This window comes from Streptomyces sp. SudanB25_2051 (assembly GCF_964272635.1).
GTDB lineage: Bacteria > Actinomycetota > Actinomycetes > Streptomycetales > Streptomycetaceae > Streptomyces.
The window spans coordinates 937902-954576 of sequence record NZ_OZ186787.1; the positions used below are offsets into that span (position 1 = coordinate 937902).

The following is a 16675-nucleotide window of genomic DNA, read 5'->3' on the forward strand; positions in this document are numbered from 1 at the left end:
TCAGCCGTCTGTCACTTCCAGTCGAACAGGGCGGCGCCCTTGACCTTCATCTCCTTGGAGGCGAGGACGTTGCCCCACGGCACCTTGATGGCGCCGGTCTTGCCGCAGCCGGCCTTGTACCACTTCTCCTTGCCGTTGACGAAGCCCTTGACCTGGACGCAGATGGAGCTGCCCTTGTAGACCTTCCAGGCGTAGCCCATCTTCATTCCGGGCTTGCCGAAGTGGCCGCACTTGTCGGAGACCTTGCTCCACTTCAGCGGCAGGCTGCCGGCCTTCTTCCAGCCGGTGCAGGTGCCGGAGGCGCCCATGGGCGCCATGACGATCTGCGCCTGCGCGGTCTGCGCCTTGGCCTGGGCGGCGCCGGCCCCGGGGGCCGCGCCCGCCGGGGCGGCACCCACGGCGACGGCCGCGAGAGAGACGACGGAAACCATCCCCGTGGTGATCTTGTTCGAGATCTTCAATTGGATTCCTTCGGTCCGAGACGCCATGGTCAGTGGCGTCACGTTGTTTCGATGCCGTGGTCTGCGGCATCGGGAAGATCCAATCAGAGGCGCCCGCGCCGGCGGGAGTCATTTGAGCTTGTTCAGAGCTAGATCGCGAAGACGGACGAGGGGCGCCCGGCGGATGCCGGGCGCCCCTCGTGCGCGCGTGGGGTGGATCACCTCACAGCTGGATGATCGCCTCCAGCGGGGCGCCGTTCAGTGCGGGCTCCAGCCGGGCGCGCCCCCGCAGGAAGCCCAGCTCCATGAGGACGGCGACACCGACGACCTCGGCGCCGGCCCGGCGGATGAGCTCCAGCGACGCCTCGGCCGTACCGCCGGTGGCCAGGACGTCGTCGATGACCAGGACCCGGTCGCCCGGGGCCAGGTCCTCGGCGTGGACCTCGATCTCGGCCGTGCCGTACTCCAGCTCGTACGCCTGCCGCAGCGTCGCGCCGGGCAGCTTGCCGGCCTTGCGGACCGGGATGAACCCGACCCCGGCGGAGACCGCGACGGGGGCCGCGAGGATGAATCCGCGCGCCTCCAGGCCGACGATCTTCGTCGCGCCGAACCGCTCGCACATCTCGGCGAAGGTGCCGGTGAGCGCGGCGAACGCCTCGGGGTCCGCGAGCAGCGGGGTGATGTCCTTGAAGACGATCCCCGGCTTGGGGTGGTCGTGGACGTCCCGGATGCGGCTGAGCAGGAGCTCGCGGGTGGCGGTCGTGGTCATCGGCGGTGCTCCGTGGAGCGGCCCCGGCGGCCGCGCGGGCCGACGACACCGGCGGTCGCGCCCTCCGGCACCCCGGTGACCGCCTCGTCGTCGCCCGCGGCGTCCTCGCCCTTCGACGCGGCGGCGGCCCGCTTGGCGAGGACGCGCTTGCGCAGCGCCTTCATCTGCGGGTCGCGCTCCTTGAGGTCCGCGACCAGCGGCGTGGCGATGAAGATCGACGAGTAGGCGCCGGCGGCGAGACCCACGAACAGCGACAGCGAGATGTCGTTGAGCATGCCCGCGCCGAGGAAGCCGCCGCCGATGAACAGCAGGCCGGCCACCGGCAGCAGCGCCACGACGGTGGTGTTGATCGACCGGACCAGGGTGCCGTTGAGGCTGCGGTTGGCGATCTCGCTGTAGGTGTAGCGGGTCTGCTTGGTGATGTCCTTCGAGCTCTCCTTCAGACCGTCGAAGACGACGACGGTGTCGTAGAGGGAGTAGCCGAGGATGGTCAGCAGACCGATGACGGTGCCCGGGGTGACCTCGAAGCCGACGAGCGCGTACACGCCGACGGTGATGGTCAGGTCGTGGATGAGGGCGATGAGCGCGGCGAGCGCCATCCGCCACTCGAAGGCGATCGCCAGGTAGAGGACGACGAGCACCATGAAGACGCCGAGGCCCATCCACGCCTTGTTGGCGATTTGCTCGCCCCAGCTCGGGCCGACCAGTTCGGCGGTGATGTCCTTGGCGGGGACGTCGATGCCGGCGGCGATGTCGTCCTTGAGGGAGTTGGCCGCCTTCGTGTCCAGGCCGGAGACCTGGATGCGCAGGCCGCCCGTGCCGAGCTCCTGGACGATCGCGTCGTGCCCGGCGGCGTCCTCGGCGATCTCCTCCGCCTTGGACGCGGACACCGTGGTCTCGGGCGTCGTGTAGACGGCGCCGCCCTTGAACTCGATGCCCATGTTGAGCCCGCGCACGCCGAGGCCGACGATGGCGGTGATGGTGATCAGGATCGAGACGCCGTACCAGAGCATCCGCTTGGCGACGAAGTCGTAGCCGACCTCACCGCGGTAGAGACGGGCGCCGAGATTTCCGAGTCGCGACATCTCACGCCTCCTTCGGTTCGGTCGTGACGGCCACGCGGCGGGTGCGGCGCAGCGGCGGCTGGGCGCCGAGCCGCTTCGGGTCGAGCCCGGACCAGGGGTGCTGGCGGCCGAAGAACTTGCCGCGGGCCAGGATCGTCATCAGCGGCTTGGTGAAGAAGAAGACCACGACGACGTCGAGGAGGGTGGTCAGGCCGAGCGTGAACGCGAAGCCCTGGACCTTGCCGACGGTGACGATGAAGAGCACCGCGGCGGCGAGGAACGACACGAAGTCGGAGACCAGGATCGTGCGGCGGGCGCGCGGCCAGCCGCGCTCGACGGCCGGGCGGAGCGTGCGGCCCTCGCGGATCTCGTCGCGGATGCGCTCGAAGTACACGATGAACGAGTCCGCGGTGATGCCGATCGCGACGATCGCGCCGCAGACGGCCGGCAGGTTCAGCGCGAAGCCGATGGCCGGGCCGAGCAGCGACATGATCGTGTAGGTGAGGACGGCGGAGACGCCGAGCGACAGGATCGCGATGAGCGACAGGCCGCGGTAGTACACCACCAGGTAGATCACGACGAGGGCGAGGCCGATGGCGCCGGCGATGAGGCCCGCGCGCAGCTGCTCGCCGCCGAGGGCGGCGGTGACGGTGGTGACGGACTGCTCCTCGAAGGAGAGGGGCAGGGCGCCGTAGGACAGCATGTTGCCGAGGTCCTGGGCGGACTTCTGGTTGAAGCTGCCGGAGATCTCGGCGCGGCCGCCGGGGATGGGGCTGTCGACGGAGGGGGCCGAGACGACCTCGCCGTCGAGGACGATGGCGAACTGGTTCATCGGCGGGCTCTGCGAGGCGAGCCGGCCGGTGATCTCGGTGAACTTCTTGGCGCCCTTGTCGTTGAACTCGAGCTGCACCTTCCAGATGCCGCGCTCGGGGTCGAGCACGCCGGCGGCGTCGTCGACGTCCTTGCCGTCCACCTCGGCGGGGCCGAGCAGGTACTTCTCCCAGACGCCGCCGTTCTGGCCGCAGGCCACGGTCGGGTCGGCGGGCTTGGCGCCCTTGATGGAGGCGCGCTGCTTGGGGTCGGCGCAGTTCAGCGCGGCGAACTTGGCCTGGAGGCCGGCGTCGGCCGTCGGGTCGCTGCTCGGCGAGAGCGCCGGGGCGGGCAGCTTGGAGTCGCTGGGGCTCGGCGCGGCCGAGGGGGTGCCGGAGGCGCTGGGGCTCGGGGCCTTCTTCAGCGCGTCGGTCAGCGCGCGGCCCTGCGTGGTGGCGCTCGGCGAGGGGGCGGTGGCCTTCTCGCCCTGGCCGCCGGGGGCGGACGCCGAGGGCTTCGGCGACGCGCCCGCGGAGGGGGCGGCGGAGGGGCTGCCGGACGCGGAGGGCTGCGGGTTCGCGGGCTCGCTGAGCGCGATCTGCATGACCGGGCGGAAGTACAGCTGGGCGGTGGTGCCGACCTGCTGGCGGGCCTGCTCCTCGTCGGTCCCCTTGGGGATGTTGACGATGATGTTCTCGGTGCCCTGCTTCTGGACCTCGGCCTCCTGGACGCCGAGACCGTTGACGCGGCGCTCGATGATGCCGATCGCCGTGTTCATGTTGGTCTCGTTGACGGCGTCTTCCTTGCCGGGCTCGGCCTTCGCCTTGAGGGTGATGGTCGTACCACCCGCGAGGTCGATGCCGAGGCGCGGCGTGGTGTGCCCGGACCAGAACATGCCGCCCGTGAGCGCGACCATGGCGATCAGGATCAAGGCCAGGGCGCGCCCCGGCCTCCCCTGGCCCCCCGACGGCCTTTTGCCCTTCTTCGGTGCTGCCACCTTGTCGTATCTCCCTGTCCAACCGCCCCGCGCCGGGTGTGCGTGGGGCGGCCACGAAGTGTGTGTGGGGACCTGCCCCCGCAGATGCAGATGTGACGCGAATCCACGGACCGCCGGACACCCGTGGGCGCCCGGCGGTCCCCGTGTCCGGCTACTTCGCGTCGGCCTCGCCGTCGGTCTTGCCGTCCTTGGGCGCGGCGTCGTCCGCGTCGGCCTTCTTGGTGAGGTCGGGCTTCGCGGTGTCCGCGGTGTCGTCGGCGGGCTCGACGAGCGAGGAGGCGTCGTCCGGCACGACCGGGAGGTCGTCGGACGTCACGTCGTCCCCGGTCTCGGTGCCCGTGTCGCCGTGCACGATCCGGTTGTACTCGTCGTCCTCGAGGACGGCGCCGATCGCGTTCTTCGCGTAGACGGCGTGAACGCCCGGCGCGACTTCCAGGAGGACCGTGTCGTCGCCGACCTCCTTGACCGTGGCGTACATCCCCCCGATCGTCCGCACGCCGGTGCCTGGCTGCATCTGGTTGCGCATTTCCATGGCCTGCTGCTGCTTTTTCTTCGCAGAGCGGGTCATCAGGAACATGGCCCCGATGAGCACGATGAAGGGGAGAAGCACGCCGATGTTATCCACGGGACGGAATTCCTTCGCACGACCGCGCTGGTGAGGCGGCCTGATCTACGGGGGTGGGTACGCCGACCTGAAAGGGCGGCATCGGCGGAGTCTAGGCGAGTCCGCATCGATGGAACAACGCCCAGCATCGCACCGTGGTTCCTGACCGGGCGAGTATCCGCGCCGTCAGGCGGCACGTGTCCGCGCCGTCACGCGTCGAACAGTCCCGGCTGCCCGCCCGCCGGGCCCGCCGCCTGCGGGGGTACGAGTCCGAGGTGCGCCCACGCGGCCGGGGTGGCGACGCGTCCGCGGGGTGTCCGGGCGAGCAGTCCCTCCCGTACGAGAAACGGTTCCGCGACCTCCTCGACGGTCTCGCGCTCCTCCCCGACGGCCACGGCGAGCGTGGACAGGCCGACGGGGCCGCCGCCGAACAGCTTCAGCAGGGCCTCCAGCACGGCGCGGTCGAGCCGGTCGAGGCCGCGGGCGTCGACCTCGTACACGGCGAGCGCGGTCGCGGCGATCTCGCGGGTGATCGTGCCGTCGGCCCTGACCTGCGCGTAGTCGCGGACGCGGCGCAGCAACCGGTTGGCGATGCGGGGCGTGCCGCGGGAGCGTCCGGCGATCTCGGCGGCGCCCTCGGTGTCGATCTCCACGTCGAGGAGGCGGGCGGACCGGTGGACGACGCGCTCCAGCTCGGCGGGGGCGTAGAACTCCATGTGCGCGGTGAAGCCGAAGCGGTCGCGCAGCGGCGGGGGGAGGAGGCCCGCGCGGGTGGTGGCGCCGACGAGGGTGAACGGCGGCAGTTCGAGCGGGATGGCGGTGGCGCCGGGGCCCTTGCCGACGATCACGTCGACGCGGAAGTCCTCCATCGCCATGTACAGCATCTCCTCGGCGGGCCGGGACATGCGGTGGATCTCGTCGAGGAAGAGGACCTCGCCCTCCTGGAGGGAGGAGAGGATCGCGGCGAGGTCGCCGGCGTGCTGGATGGCGGGGCCCGAGGTGATGCGGATGGGGGCGCCCATCTCGGCGGCGATGATCATGGAGAGGGTGGTCTTGCCGAGGCCGGGCGCGCCGGAGAGCAGGACGTGGTCGGCGGTGGCGCCGCGGGCGCGGGCGGCCTTGAGGACCAGGTCGAGCTGCTCGCGGACCTTCTCCTGGCCGATGAACTCGTCCAGGTCCTTGGGGCGCAGGGCGGCTTCGACGGCCTGGTCGTCGCGGTCGGCGGCAGGCCCCACCAGCCGGTCCGCGGCGGGGCCGACGGGCCGCTCGGGCGCGGTCGCGTCGGTCGTCTCGTCCCAGTTCACTGCACGTCTCCTCGCGGGGGTGGGGGGTGGGGTGGGGCCTGGCGGGCCGGGCCGGCGGCGGGTCCGGGGGCTAGCGGGCGCGGTTGAGGGTCTGGAGGGCGGCCTTCAGCAGGGCGCCGATCTGCGGTTCGCCGTCGGCGGCCTCGGCGTGCGGGGTGACGGCCGCCACCGCGTCGTCGGCCTCGCGGGCGGCGTAGCCCAGGCCGACGAGCGCGGCGTGGAGCTGGTCGCGCCAGCCGGGGGCGGCCGCGGCGGTGGGGCGGGCCGAGCCGAGCGGGGCGCCGAGCCGGTCCTTCAGCTCCAGGAGGAGTTTCTGCGCGCCCTTCTTGCCGATGCCGGGGACGGCGGTGAGGGCCTTCTCGTCGCCGGAGGCGACGGCGGCGCGCAGGGCGTCCGGGCTGTGGACGGCGAGCATGGCCTGGGCGAGGCGGGGGCCGACGCCGCTGGCGGTCTGGAGCAGTTCGAAGACCTGCCGCTCGTCGTCGTCGGCGAAGCCGTACAGCGTGAGGGAGTCCTCCCGGACGACCAAGGAGGTGTGGAGGCGGGCCTCCTGACCGATCCTCAGGGTGGAGAGCGTGTCGGGCGTGCACTGGACGGCCATGCCGACGCCGCCGACCTCGATGACGGCGGTGGTCGGGGCGAGGGCGGCGACCGGGCCGGTGACGAAGGCGATCATGCGGTTCGGCCTTTCAACGCGTGCTGGGCGACCGCCTGCTGGAGGCGGTTGTGCGCGGGGGCGCGCCAGATGTGGCAGATGGCGAGGGCGAGGGCGTCTGCGGCGTCCGCGGGCTTGGGCGGCGCGGCGAGCCGGAGGATGCGGGTCACCATGGCGCCGACCTGCGCCTTGTCGGCGCGGCCGCTGCCGGTGACGGCGGCCTTGACCTCGCTGGGCGTGTGCAGGGCGACGGGGATGCCGCGGCGGGAGGCGCAGAGCATGGCGACCGCGCTGGCCTGGGCGGTGCCCATCACCGTACGCACGTTGTGCTGGCTGAACACGCGCTCAACGGCGACCAGTTCGGGCCGGTGCTCGTCGAGCCACTCCTCTATGCCGCGCTCGACGGCGACGAGGCGGTGGCCGATGTCGGCGTCGGCCGGGGTGCGGACGACGCCGACGCCGAGCATGGCCAGCGGGCGTCCCGCGACCCCCTCGACGACGCCGATCCCGCACCGGGTCAGCCCCGGGTCCACCCCTAGCACGCGCACGCGGCCTCCTTCGTCCTCCCCCGGCCGGCGGCCGGGCGATGCCCTGTTCACGCAGGCTATCGGCTGGGACTGACAACGCGACGGGCCGACGGGGGTGTCCCCGTCGGCCCGTGGGCGCGTCCGTCAGGCGGTGCCGCCGCGGCTCAGGCGTCGACCTGCGCCATGACGTCGTCGGAGACGTCGAAGTTGGCGAAGACGTTCTGCACGTCGTCGCTGTCCTCCAGCGCGTCGATCAGCTTGAAGATCTTGCGGGCGCCTTCCTCGTCCAGCTCGACCTGCATGGTCGGGACGAAGCTGGCCTCGGCCGACTCGTAGTCGATGCCGGCCTCCTGGAGGGCGGTGCGCACGGCGACCAGGTCGGTGGCCTCGCTGATGACCTCGAAGGTCTCGCCGAGGTCGTTGACCTCCTCGGCGCCGGCGTCGAGGACCGCGCCGAGCACGTCGTCCTCGGTCAGGTCGCCCTTGGGGACGATCACGACGCCCTTGCGGTTGAAGAGGTACGAGACGGAGCCCGGGTCGGCCATGGAGCCGCCGTTGCGGGTCATGGCGACGCGCACGTCGGAGGCGGCGCGGTTGCGGTTGTCGGTGAGGCACTCGATGAGGACCGCGACACCGTTCGGGCCGTAGCCCTCGTACATGATCGTCTCGTAGTCGGCGCCGCCGGCCTCCTGGCCGGAGCCGCGCTTGACCGCGGAGTCGATGTTCTTGTTCGGAACCGAGCTCTTCTTGGCCTTCTGAATTGCGTCATAGAGCGTCGGGTTACCGTCGGGGTCGCCGCCGCCGGTGCGGGCGGCGACCTCGATGTTCTTGATCAGCTTCGCGAAGAGCTTGCCGCGCTTGGCGTCGATCACGGCCTTCTTGTGCTTCGTCGTAGCCCATTTAGAGTGGCCGGACATCTGCCTGTCTCCTTCGCGTAACCAAATTCAGAACGAACCCCAGAGATCCTACCGGGATCTCATGCGGCCACGGCGCGCACCATGTCGACGAACAGGGCGTGCACCCGGTGGTCCCCGGTCAGCTCCGGATGGAAGGACGTCGCGAGCGCGTTGCCCTGCCGTACGGCGACGATGTGGCCGTCGTACTCGGCGACGACCTCGGCCGACGCGCCGACCGACTCGACCCAGGGGGCGCGGATGAAGACGCCCTCCACGGGGCCGCCGTCGATCCCGGCCATGTCGACGCGGGCTTCGAAGGACTCGTTCTGCCGCCCGAAGGCGTTACGGCGGACGATCATGTCGATGCCGCCCAGGGTCTCCTGGCCCGACCGCGGGTCGAGGATCTTGTCGGCGAGCATGATCAGCCCGGCGCAGGTGCCGTACACCGGCAGGCCGGCGGCGATGCGCTCGCGCAGCGGCTCCATCATGCCGAAGAGGTTCGCCAGCTTGGAGATCGTCGTGGACTCGCCGCCCGGGATGACCAGGCCGTCCACCTCGGCGAGCTCATCGGGGCGCCGGACCGGCCTGGCCACGGCGTCCGCCGCGGCCAGGGCGATCAGGTGCTCCCGTACGTCGCCCTGGAGGGCCAGGACTCCGATGACGGGGGTGGTGCTCATGGCCGTTACCAGCCCCGGTTCGCGTAGCGCTCGGCCTCGGGCAGGGTGTCGCAGTTGATGCCGACCATCGCCTCGCCCAGGTTGCGGGAGGCGTCCGCGATGATCTTCGGGTCGTCGTAGAAGGTGGTGGCCTTCACGATGGCGGCGGCGCGCTTGGCCGGGTCGCCCGACTTGAAGATGCCGGAGCCGACGAAGACGCCCTCGGCGCCCAGCTGGCGCATGAGCGCGGCGTCGGCCGGGGTGGCGACGCCACCGGCGGAGAACAGCACGACCGGCAGCTTGCCGAGCTCGGCGACCTCCTTGACCAGCTCGTACGGGGCGCGCAGCTCCTTGGCGGCGGCGTACAGCTCGTTGTTGTCGTAGCCGCGCAGCCTGGCGATCTCGTTCTTGATCTGGCGCAGGTGGCGCACGGCCTCGACGACGTTGCCGGTGCCGGCCTCGCCCTTGGAGCGGATCATCGCCGCGCCCTCGGCGATACGGCGCAGGGCCTCGCCCAGGTTGGTGGCACCACAGACGAAGGGGGTGGTGAAGGCCCACTTGTCGGAGTGGTTGACCTCGTCGGCCGGGGTGAGGACCTCGGACTCGTCGATGTAGTCGACGCCGAGGGACTGCAGGACCTGCGCCTCGACGAAGTGGCCGATGCGGGACTTGGCCATGACCGGGATGGAGACGGCGTCGATGATGCCCTCGATCATGTCCGGGTCGGACATGCGGGCCACGCCGCCGTCCTTGCGGATGTCGGCGGGGACCCGCTCCAGGGCCATGACGGCGACGGCGCCGGCGTCCTCGGCGATCTTGGCCTGCTCCGGCGTGACGACGTCCATGATCACGCCGCCCTTGAGCTGCTCGGCCATGCCGCGCTTCACACGCGCGGTGCCGGTCTCGGGGGCCTGGGGGGTGGTGGTGGGCGTGGTGGACACGTCAGACCTCACATGGAGAAAACGGGGCGGGTACGGCGACCCGGGGACAACACAGGCAGCAAACACGCGCCGACCAGTCCACAGCAAGGGCCAATGAGGAGCCGGTGGCTCATTTTGAAGTGGCCGAATGGCATCGCCGGCCGCAGGCGGCCTCAGGCCGGCCGGTCGGCCAGGGCGACCGGCGGCTCGTCGTCCATCTCGAACGCCATCGGGAACGGCGCGTGGCCCGCCAGCCGGAACCACCGCACCTTCCGGTGGCGCCGCAGTGCCCGCGCCGCCCGCACCGCGTCGTTGTGGAAGCGCCGCGCCATCGGCACCCTGCGCACCGCCGCGGCCAGTTCGCCGACGGCCTCCTCCCCGCCGGGGGCCTCCCGTACCGCCTCCATCTGCTCCGGCTCGCCGAACACGGCCCGCAGTGCCTGGCTCAGCTCGCTCTCGGCGACCTCCCGGTGCTCCTCCTCGGCCTGCCGCGCCGCGTGCGCGGCCTGGTAGAGCACGATGGACGCGGCCGGGTCGAGGATCCCGGAAGTGGCCAGTTCCTGGGCGACCGAGGCGCGCCGCAGCAGCTGGGCGTCCAGCGCGGCGCGGGCGGCGTCGATACGGGCGTGCAGCCGGTCGAGCCGCCCCGCGGTCCAGCTCAGGTACAGGCCGATCGCGAACAGGGCGACGGCGATCCAGATCAGCGTTTCGGTCACGGGCGCAAAGGCTACCGGGGCGCCCCCGCCGCTCCCCCGCCCGCGGGCATGGCGCCCTCCCACACGGACCGGTCGTGCGCGAACACCACCCGCCCGGGCCCGAAGCCGGCCAGCCGGTCCAGCCAGGGCCGGTACGGGACGGCCGCCCCACCGTCCCCGGCGCCTCCCGCCGGGCCGCCCCCGGAGCCGCCCGGGGCGTCGGGGGCGCCTCCGGCTGCGCGGCCGCGCCCGGGGGCGGCACCGTCGAGCGCCGCCCGCCGGGCCATCTCGTCGGACCCGAACTCGGACGCGAAGTCGTACGCCTGCCCCGCCAGCACGGTCACCCCGTCCCGCCCGGCCACGACCAGTGACTGGTGCCCGTCCGTGTGCCCGGGCGTGGGCACGACGTGGACGCCCGGCCACACCTCGGCCTCGCCGTCCAGCTCCTCGTACCGCGCGCCGGGGAAGTCCACCAGCGCGTCGATGGTGTACCCGCCCGCCCGCGCGGCCGCCAGCTCCCGCCGCTGTACGAGGACGGGCCGGCCGGCCAGCAGCGGGTTGCCGCCGCAGTGGTCGAAGTGCAGATGGCAGTTGACCACCAGGTCGATGTCGCCCGGCCCGGCCCCGGCCGCCGCGAGCGCCTCCCGCAGGTCCCGGCGGCGCGGCCGGTAGTGGGCCTCCGCCTCGGGGTCGCCGCTCCCGAGGCCCGTGTCGAACAGCAGCAGCCCCGCCTCGTGCCGCACCAGATACGCCAGCACCGGCTCCACGCGCGGCCACGGCGTCCCGGCCTCCTCGGCGGGCCGGGTGAAGTACCCCAGGTCCAGCCGCCGCACCGACACCCGCGCCGCCCCCGGCCTCACCGGCGCCGCCCCGCGCCGTACCGGTCCCGCCGTGTCCGCCCCATCGGCCACCCCCTCAGTCGCGCGCCAGCCCCCAGCGGGCCAGCAGCCCCGTCGTCCGCTCGTCCGTCGCGACCGACGCCGCGCCGTCCGTCACCGTCTCGTACACCGCCAGGATGTCCGCGCCCACCGTCGACCAGTCGAAGCGCCGCACATGGGCGCTGCCCCGCGCGCGCAGCCCGGCCCGCCGCTCCTCGTCGCCGAGCAGCCGGATCGCGGCGTCGGCGAGGGCGTCCGCGTCCTCGTTGGCGAACAGCTCGCCCGCCGAGCCCTGGTCCAGTACCTGCGCGAACGCGTCCAGGTCGCTGGCCAGTACCGGCGCGCCGGCCGACAGCGCCTCGACCAGGATGATCCCGAAGCTCTCGCCGCCCGTGTTGGGCGCCACGTACACGTCGACGCTCCGCAGCAGCCGCGCCTTGTCCTCGTCGCTGACCATGCCGAGGAACTCCACGCGCTGCCGCATCCGCGCGGGCAGCGACGCGACCGCCTCCTCCTCGTCGCCCCGCCCCGCGACCAGCAGCCGCGTCTCGGGCCGGGCCTGAAGGATCTTCGGCAGGGCCCGCATCAGCACCGGCAGGCCCTTGCGGGGCTCGTCGATCCGCCCGATGAACCCGAGCGTCTGGCCCTGCCAGGACGCCTTCGGCTCGGCCCGCGCGAAGAAGTCGACGTCGACGCCGTTGGGGATGACCACCGCGTCACCGCCCAGGTGCTCCACGAGCGTGCGGCGCGCGTACTCGCTCACCGCGATCCGGGCGCTGATCTTCTCCAGCGCCGGCTGGAGGATCGGATACGCCGCGATCATCGCCCGCGACCGCGGGTTGGAGGTGTGGAACGTCGCCACGATCGGGCCCTGCGCGGCCCAGCAGGCCAGCAGCCCCAGCGAGGGGGACGCCGGCTCGTGGATGTGGATCACGTCGAACGTGCCGTCGTGCAGCCACCGCCGCACCCGCGCCGCCGAGAGGAACCCGAAGTTCAGCCGCGCCACCGACCCGTTGTACGGCACGGGCACGGCCCGCCCCGCCGACACCACGTAGGGCGGCAGCGGCGTGCCCTCGTCGGCCGGGGCCAGCACCGAGACGTGGTGGCCCAGCCGGATCAGGTGCTCCGCCAGATCGCGGATGTGGAACTGGACGCCGCCCGGCACGTCCCACGAGTACGGGCAGACGATGCCGATCCTCACTTCGGCCCCTTCGCGGGGTCGAGGTCGTTCAGCCACAGCCGCTGCAACATGTGCCAGTCCTCCGGGTGCTCGGCGATCCCGCCGGCGAACGCGTCCGCCAGCGCCTGCGTCATCGAGGACGTCCTCTCCGCCCGCGTACCTGACGCGGGCACCTCGACCGGCGCGTGCACCCGGCCGCCCATGGTCGCGCCGTCCTCGTACCAGAGCGTCACCGGCAGCAGCAGCGCCCCGGTCTGCTGCGCCAGCAGCGCGGGGCCGGCCGGCATCCGCGCCCGCTCCCCGAAGAAGTCCACCTCCACCCCGGAGGCCGACAGGTCGCGGTCCGCGACCAGGCACACCAGACCGCCCGCCCGCAGCCTCCGCGCCAGCGCCCCGAAGGCGGCGCCGCCCGTGTGCGGCAGCACCTCCATGCCCAGCGACTCGCGGTACGCCACGAACCGGTCGTACAGCGACTCGGGCTTCAGCCGCTCGGCGACCGTCGTGAACGGCACGCCCAGCACCCGCGTGGCCCACACCCCGGCCAGGTCCCAGTTGGCCAGGTGCGGCAGCGCCAGCACCACGCCCTTCCCGGAGGCGAGGCCGTCCGTCAGGTGGTGCAGGTCCTTGATGTCCACGGACCGGCCCACGCGCTCCGCGCTCCACGACGGCAGCCGGAACGACTCCATCCAGTAGCGCATGTACGAGCGCATCCCCGCCCGCGACAGCTCCGCCAGCCGCTGCGGCGACGCGTCCGGCACCACCCGCGCCAGATTCGCCTCCAGGCGCAGCACGCCCTGGCCGCGCCGCTTCCACGCCGCGTCGGCGATCCGCCGGCCCAGCCCCGCGGCGACCGGCTCGGGCAGCTTCTTCACCGTCGCCCAGCCCAGCCCGTAGAGGGCGTCCGTCAACCGTTCCCCCGCGCTCACGACGTGGCCTCGCTCCCCCTCGGCGTACCGCCTCCGGGCGCCGCGTCGGCCTCCGCGGCCTCACGCCGCACCGTCACCACCCGCTGCCCGAGCGTCACCGCACTGCCCACGGCCACCACCCACAGCGCCACCGGCAGCAGCACCTGCACGCCCGGCACCCCGAAGGCGTGCAGCCCGGCCAGGCCCGCGGCGACCAGCGACACGACCAGCCGCTCGGCCCGCTCCACCAGCCCGTTCACCGCCACCGGCAGCCCGATCGACTCGCCGCGCGCCTTGGTGTACGACACGACCTGGCCGCTCGCCAGGCAGAAGATCGACACCGCGCACAGCACGTTGTCGTTCCCGCCGCCCGCGTACCACAGCGCGAACCCGCCGAAGATCGCGCCGTCCGCGACCCGGTCGAGCGTCGAGTCCAGGAAGGCGCCCCAGCGGCTGGAGACCCCCGCCTGACGTGCCATGTTGCCGTCGACCAGGTCGGAGAACACGAACAGCGTGATCACGATCGTGCCCCAGAAGAACTCCCCGCGCGGGAAGAAGACCAGCGCACCCGCCACGACGCCCGCGGTCCCCACGAGCGTCACCGCGTCGGGGCTCACCCCGCGGCGGAGCAGAAACGCGGCGAACGGTGTGAGAACACGCGTGAAGAATGCACGCGCGTACTTGTTCAGCATGGCCTTCCCGAGGGGTCGGTGGTGCCGGGCGGCCCCTTCGGCCGCCGGCTGGCCCATCGTAGCCACGCACCGCCCCTCCCCACCCCCGCACCACCCCCCTGCGACGTCGGCGGATGCCCGACGTATGGACGCCGCCCCCGCACAGTGGAAAGCTCGAAGAACGACCGCGGGCACCGCCGGAGCCCACCCGGCGGGGCCGGAGCCACCGCCCCGCACCCGACCCGCTCCCCCTGCCCGCGCCCCCCACCTCACCGTCCACCAGCGACCGGGAGGAAGAACCATGGGCGACAAGGCGAACACCCACATCGGAGCCGCCGGCAGGGCGGCGGCGGCCGACCAGCCCTCATCCATCAGGAACGTCGTGCTGGTCGGCCACAGCGGATCAGGCAAGACCACCCTCGTCGAGGCCCTCGCGCTCACCGCCGGCGCCGTCAACCGCGCCGGACGCGTCGAGGACGGCACCACCCTCTCCGACCACGACGAGATCGAGCACCGCCGGCAGCGGTCCGTGCAGCTCTCCCTCACCCCGCTCACCTGGGGCGGCTGCAAGATCAACCTGCTGGACGCCCCCGGCTACGCCGACTTCACGGGCGAGCTCCGCGCCGGACTGCGCGCCGCCGACGCCGCCCTCTTCGTCGTCTCCGCCGCGCAGGAGGCCGACGCCGTCCCCGGCTCGACCCGCCTCATCTGGGAGGAGTGCGCCGCCGTCGGCATGCCCCGCGCCATCGTCGTCACCCACCTCGACACCGCGCGCACCGACTACGAGCGGCTCACGCGCGTCTGCGGCGAGATCTTCGGCGGCGACGACCCCGACGCCGTCCTCCCGCTCTACCTGCCCGTCCTCGGCCCCGAGAGCCCCGACGGACACGCCCCCGCCACCGGCCTGACCGGCCTGCTCACCCGGAAGATCTTCGACTACTCCACCGGCGAACGGAAGGAGAACCCCCCGGACGACACCCAGCTCCCCGTCATCGAAGAGGCCCGCAACCGCCTGATCGAAGGCATCATCGCGGAGAGCGAGGACGAAACCCTCATGGACCGCTACCTCGGCGGCGAGGACATCGACCTCAAGACCCTCATCGCGGACCTGGAGAAGGCCGTCGCCCGCGGCACCTTCCACCCCGTGCTCGCCGCGGCCCCCGCCGCCCCCGGCGCCGCCCAGGGCCTGGGCACCGTCGAGCTCCTCGACCTCATCACCCGCGGCTTCCCCACCCCCCTGGAACGCCCCGTCCCCGAGGTCACCACCCCGCAGGGCGCCCCCCGCCCCGCCCTCACCTGCGACCCCGAGGGGCCCCTCGCCGCCGAGGTGATCAAGACCTCCTCCGACCCCTACGTCGGCAGGATCTCCCTCGTACGCGTCTTCTCCGGCACCCTCCGCCCCGACGAGACCGTCCACGTCTCCGGGCACGGCCTCGCCGACCGCGGCCACGAGGACCACGACGTCGACGAACGCGTCGGCGCCCTCTTCGCCCCCTTCGGCAAGCAGCAGCTCCCGATGGGCCACTGCGTCGCCGGCGACCTCGCCTGCGTCGCCAAGCTCTCCCGTGCCGAGACCGGCGACACCCTCTCCGCCAAGGACGACCCGCTCCTCATGGCGCCCTGGGCCATGCCCGACCCGCTGCTCCCCCTCGCCATCGAGGCCCGCAGCAAGGCCGACGAGGACAAGCTCTCCCAGGGCCTGGCCCGGCTCGCCGCCGAGGACCCGACCATGCGCCTGGAGCAGAACCAGGACACCCACCAGGTCGTCCTGTGGTGCCTCGGCGAAGCCCACCGGGACGTCGCCCTCGAACGCCTCCGCACCCGCTACGGTGTCCAGGTCGACGCCGTCCCGCACAGGGTGGCGCTGCGCGAGACGTTCGCCGGCACCGCCACCGCCCGCGGCCGGCACGTCAAACAGTCCGGCGGCCACGGCCAGTTCGCCATCTGCGACATCGAGGTCGAGCCGCTGCCGCCCGGCTCCGGCATCGAGTTCCTGGACAAGGTCGTCGGCGGCGCCGTGCCCCGCCAGTTCATCGCGTCCGTCGAGAAGGGCGTCCGCACCCAGGCCGCCCGCGGGGTCGCCACCGGCCACCCGCTGGTCGACATCCGCGTCACCCTCGTCGACGGCAAGGCCCACTCCGTCGACTCCTCCGACGCCGCCTTCCAGACCGCCGGCGCCCTCGCCCTGCGCGAAGCCGCCGCGAACGCCCCCGTCAACCTCCTGGAGCCGGTCGCCGAGGTGCAGGTGCTCGTCCCCGACGACTACGTGGGACCCGTCATGAGCGACCTCTCCGGACGCCGCGGCCGCGTCGTCGGCACCGACCAGGCAGGCCCCGGACGCACCCTCGTCCGCGCCGACGTGCCCGAACTCGAGATCGACCGGTACGCCGTCGACCTCCGCTCCCTCACCCACGGCACCGGCCGCTTCAGCCGCACGTACGTACGGCACGAGCCCATGCCGTCCCCCGTCGCGGAGCGGGTCCGCAAGGAGAACCAGCCGGCCGCGGGCCGCTGACCTCCAGGCCCGCCCCCCGCAAGGGCCGTCCGCCGAACCCCTCCCGGCGGGCGGCCCGCACGGCTTCCGCGACGCCCTGACGCGCGCCCCCGCTCCCCGATAGGCTGGTGAGCCAGGCTCAGCAGGTGTGCGCCCGCGCCCGGTTGGGAAGGCCGCAGTGCGGGAGCAACGGCTGCGGCACAGGCGTCG

At 72.8% G+C, this 16675-nt stretch carries 17 protein-coding genes; 1 reads left to right on the forward strand and 16 read right to left on the reverse strand.

Annotated features, from left to right (window positions below; genetic code table 11):
• Nucleotides 1-11 precede the first annotated feature (11 nt).
• From ACSUPT_RS04080 to pgsA, 16 genes are all read right to left on the reverse strand, one after another.
• Nucleotides 12-461 (reverse strand): hypothetical protein, encoded by a 450-nt coding sequence (locus ACSUPT_RS04080; protein WP_436943481.1) that lies wholly within the window; start codon nucleotides 459-461, stop codon nucleotides 12-14.
• A gap of 202 nt (nucleotides 462-663) precedes the next feature.
• Nucleotides 664-1209 (reverse strand): adenine phosphoribosyltransferase, encoded by a 546-nt coding sequence (locus tag ACSUPT_RS04085; RefSeq protein ID WP_361660127.1) that lies wholly within the window; start codon nucleotides 1207-1209, stop codon nucleotides 664-666.
• A complete protein-coding gene (secF, locus tag ACSUPT_RS04090) occupies nucleotides 1206-2294 on the reverse strand; it encodes a protein translocase subunit SecF (RefSeq protein ID WP_351962988.1) in 1089 nt (362 codons plus the stop codon). The genes ACSUPT_RS04085 and secF overlap by 4 nt, the downstream gene beginning before the upstream one ends.
• Before the next feature lies 1 nt (nucleotide 2295).
• Nucleotides 2296-4080, reverse strand: coding sequence for a protein translocase subunit SecD (secD, locus tag ACSUPT_RS04095; protein WP_351962989.1), 1785 nt, complete (start codon nucleotides 4078-4080; stop codon nucleotides 2296-2298).
• Nucleotides 4081-4231: 151 nt separating this feature from the next.
• Nucleotides 4232-4657 carry a preprotein translocase subunit YajC gene (gene yajC / locus ACSUPT_RS04100; protein ID WP_399219201.1) on the reverse strand — a complete coding sequence of 142 codons (426 nt, stop codon included), beginning with the start codon at nucleotides 4655-4657 and terminating at the stop codon, nucleotides 4232-4234.
• A 236-nt stretch (nucleotides 4658-4893) separates the two neighbouring features.
• The gene (ruvB, locus tag ACSUPT_RS04105; protein WP_351962991.1) at nucleotides 4894-5988 is read right to left on the reverse strand and encodes a Holliday junction branch migration DNA helicase RuvB; all 1095 of its coding nucleotides are present in this window, start codon (nucleotides 5986-5988) and stop codon (nucleotides 4894-4896) included.
• 70 nt (nucleotides 5989-6058) lie between these two features.
• Nucleotides 6059-6664 carry a Holliday junction branch migration protein RuvA gene (gene ruvA / locus ACSUPT_RS04110; protein ID WP_436943482.1) on the reverse strand — a complete coding sequence of 202 codons (606 nt, stop codon included), beginning with the start codon at nucleotides 6662-6664 and terminating at the stop codon, nucleotides 6059-6061.
• Entirely contained in the window at nucleotides 6661-7191 is a 531-nt protein-coding gene (gene ruvC, locus ACSUPT_RS04115; protein ID WP_351962993.1) for a crossover junction endodeoxyribonuclease RuvC, read from the reverse strand. The genes ruvA and ruvC overlap by 4 nt, the downstream gene beginning before the upstream one ends.
• 143 nt (nucleotides 7192-7334) lie before the next feature.
• Nucleotides 7335-8087 (reverse strand): YebC/PmpR family DNA-binding transcriptional regulator, encoded by a 753-nt coding sequence (locus ACSUPT_RS04120; protein WP_436943483.1) that lies wholly within the window; start codon nucleotides 8085-8087, stop codon nucleotides 7335-7337.
• A 59-nt stretch (nucleotides 8088-8146) separates the two neighbouring features.
• Nucleotides 8147-8743, reverse strand: coding sequence for a pyridoxal 5'-phosphate synthase glutaminase subunit PdxT (gene pdxT, locus ACSUPT_RS04125; protein WP_351962995.1), 597 nt, complete (start codon nucleotides 8741-8743; stop codon nucleotides 8147-8149).
• Between the two features lie 5 nt (nucleotides 8744-8748).
• Nucleotides 8749-9663 carry a pyridoxal 5'-phosphate synthase lyase subunit PdxS gene (gene pdxS, locus ACSUPT_RS04130; RefSeq protein WP_315881502.1) on the reverse strand — a complete coding sequence of 305 codons (915 nt, stop codon included), beginning with the start codon at nucleotides 9661-9663 and terminating at the stop codon, nucleotides 8749-8751.
• 152 nt (nucleotides 9664-9815) lie between these two features.
• Nucleotides 9816-10358 carry a hypothetical protein gene (locus ACSUPT_RS04135; protein WP_351962996.1) on the reverse strand — a complete coding sequence of 181 codons (543 nt, stop codon included), beginning with the start codon at nucleotides 10356-10358 and terminating at the stop codon, nucleotides 9816-9818.
• A gap of 11 nt (nucleotides 10359-10369) precedes the next feature.
• The gene (locus ACSUPT_RS04140; protein WP_436946167.1) at nucleotides 10370-11176 is read right to left on the reverse strand and encodes an MBL fold metallo-hydrolase; all 807 of its coding nucleotides are present in this window, start codon (nucleotides 11174-11176) and stop codon (nucleotides 10370-10372) included.
• Between the two features lie 76 nt (nucleotides 11177-11252).
• Nucleotides 11253-12416 carry a glycosyltransferase family 4 protein gene (locus tag ACSUPT_RS04145; RefSeq protein ID WP_351962997.1) on the reverse strand — a complete coding sequence of 388 codons (1164 nt, stop codon included), beginning with the start codon at nucleotides 12414-12416 and terminating at the stop codon, nucleotides 11253-11255.
• Nucleotides 12413-13321 carry a phosphatidylinositol mannoside acyltransferase gene (locus ACSUPT_RS04150; protein WP_436943484.1) on the reverse strand — a complete coding sequence of 303 codons (909 nt, stop codon included), beginning with the start codon at nucleotides 13319-13321 and terminating at the stop codon, nucleotides 12413-12415. The genes ACSUPT_RS04145 and ACSUPT_RS04150 overlap by 4 nt, the downstream gene beginning before the upstream one ends.
• Nucleotides 13318-14049: a phosphatidylinositol phosphate synthase gene (pgsA, locus tag ACSUPT_RS04155; RefSeq protein WP_399219199.1), complete on the reverse strand. Its 732-nt coding sequence runs from the start codon at nucleotides 14047-14049 to the stop codon at nucleotides 13318-13320. The genes ACSUPT_RS04150 and pgsA overlap by 4 nt, the downstream gene beginning before the upstream one ends.
• Before the next feature lie 223 nt (nucleotides 14050-14272).
• Between pgsA and ACSUPT_RS04160 the strand changes: the two genes are divergently transcribed.
• Nucleotides 14273-16486: an elongation factor G-like protein EF-G2 gene (locus ACSUPT_RS04160; RefSeq protein WP_436943485.1), complete on the forward strand. Its 2214-nt coding sequence runs from the start codon at nucleotides 14273-14275 to the stop codon at nucleotides 16484-16486.
• Nucleotides 16487-16675 lie beyond the last annotated feature (189 nt).

What these genes read in the sequence shown, in the direction of transcription:
- ACSUPT_RS04085 (WP_361660127.1), bottom strand. Translation starts at nt 1,209, where the DNA reads ATGACCACGACCGCCACCCGCGAGCTCCTGCTCAGCCGCATCCGGGAC.
- secF (WP_351962988.1), bottom strand. Translation starts at nt 2,294, where the DNA reads ATGTCGCGACTCGGAAATCTCGGCGCCCGTCTCTACCGCGGTGAGGTC.
- yajC (WP_399219201.1), bottom strand. Translation starts at nt 4,657, where the DNA reads ATGTTCCTGATGACCCGCTCTGCGAAGAAAAAGCAGCAGCAGGCCATG.
- ruvA (WP_436943482.1), bottom strand. Translation starts at nt 6,664, where the DNA reads ATGATCGCCTTCGTCACCGGCCCGGTCGCCGCCCTCGCCCCGACCACC.
- ACSUPT_RS04120 (WP_436943483.1), bottom strand. Translation starts at nt 8,087, where the DNA reads ATGTCCGGCCACTCTAAATGGGCTACGACGAAGCACAAGAAGGCCGTG.
- pdxT (WP_351962995.1), bottom strand. Translation starts at nt 8,743, where the DNA reads ATGAGCACCACCCCCGTCATCGGAGTCCTGGCCCTCCAGGGCGACGTA.
- pgsA (WP_399219199.1), bottom strand. Translation starts at nt 14,049, where the DNA reads ATGGGCCAGCCGGCGGCCGAAGGGGCCGCCCGGCACCACCGACCCCTC.
- ACSUPT_RS04160 (WP_436943485.1), top strand. Translation starts at nt 14,273, where the DNA reads ATGGGCGACAAGGCGAACACCCACATCGGAGCCGCCGGCAGGGCGGCG.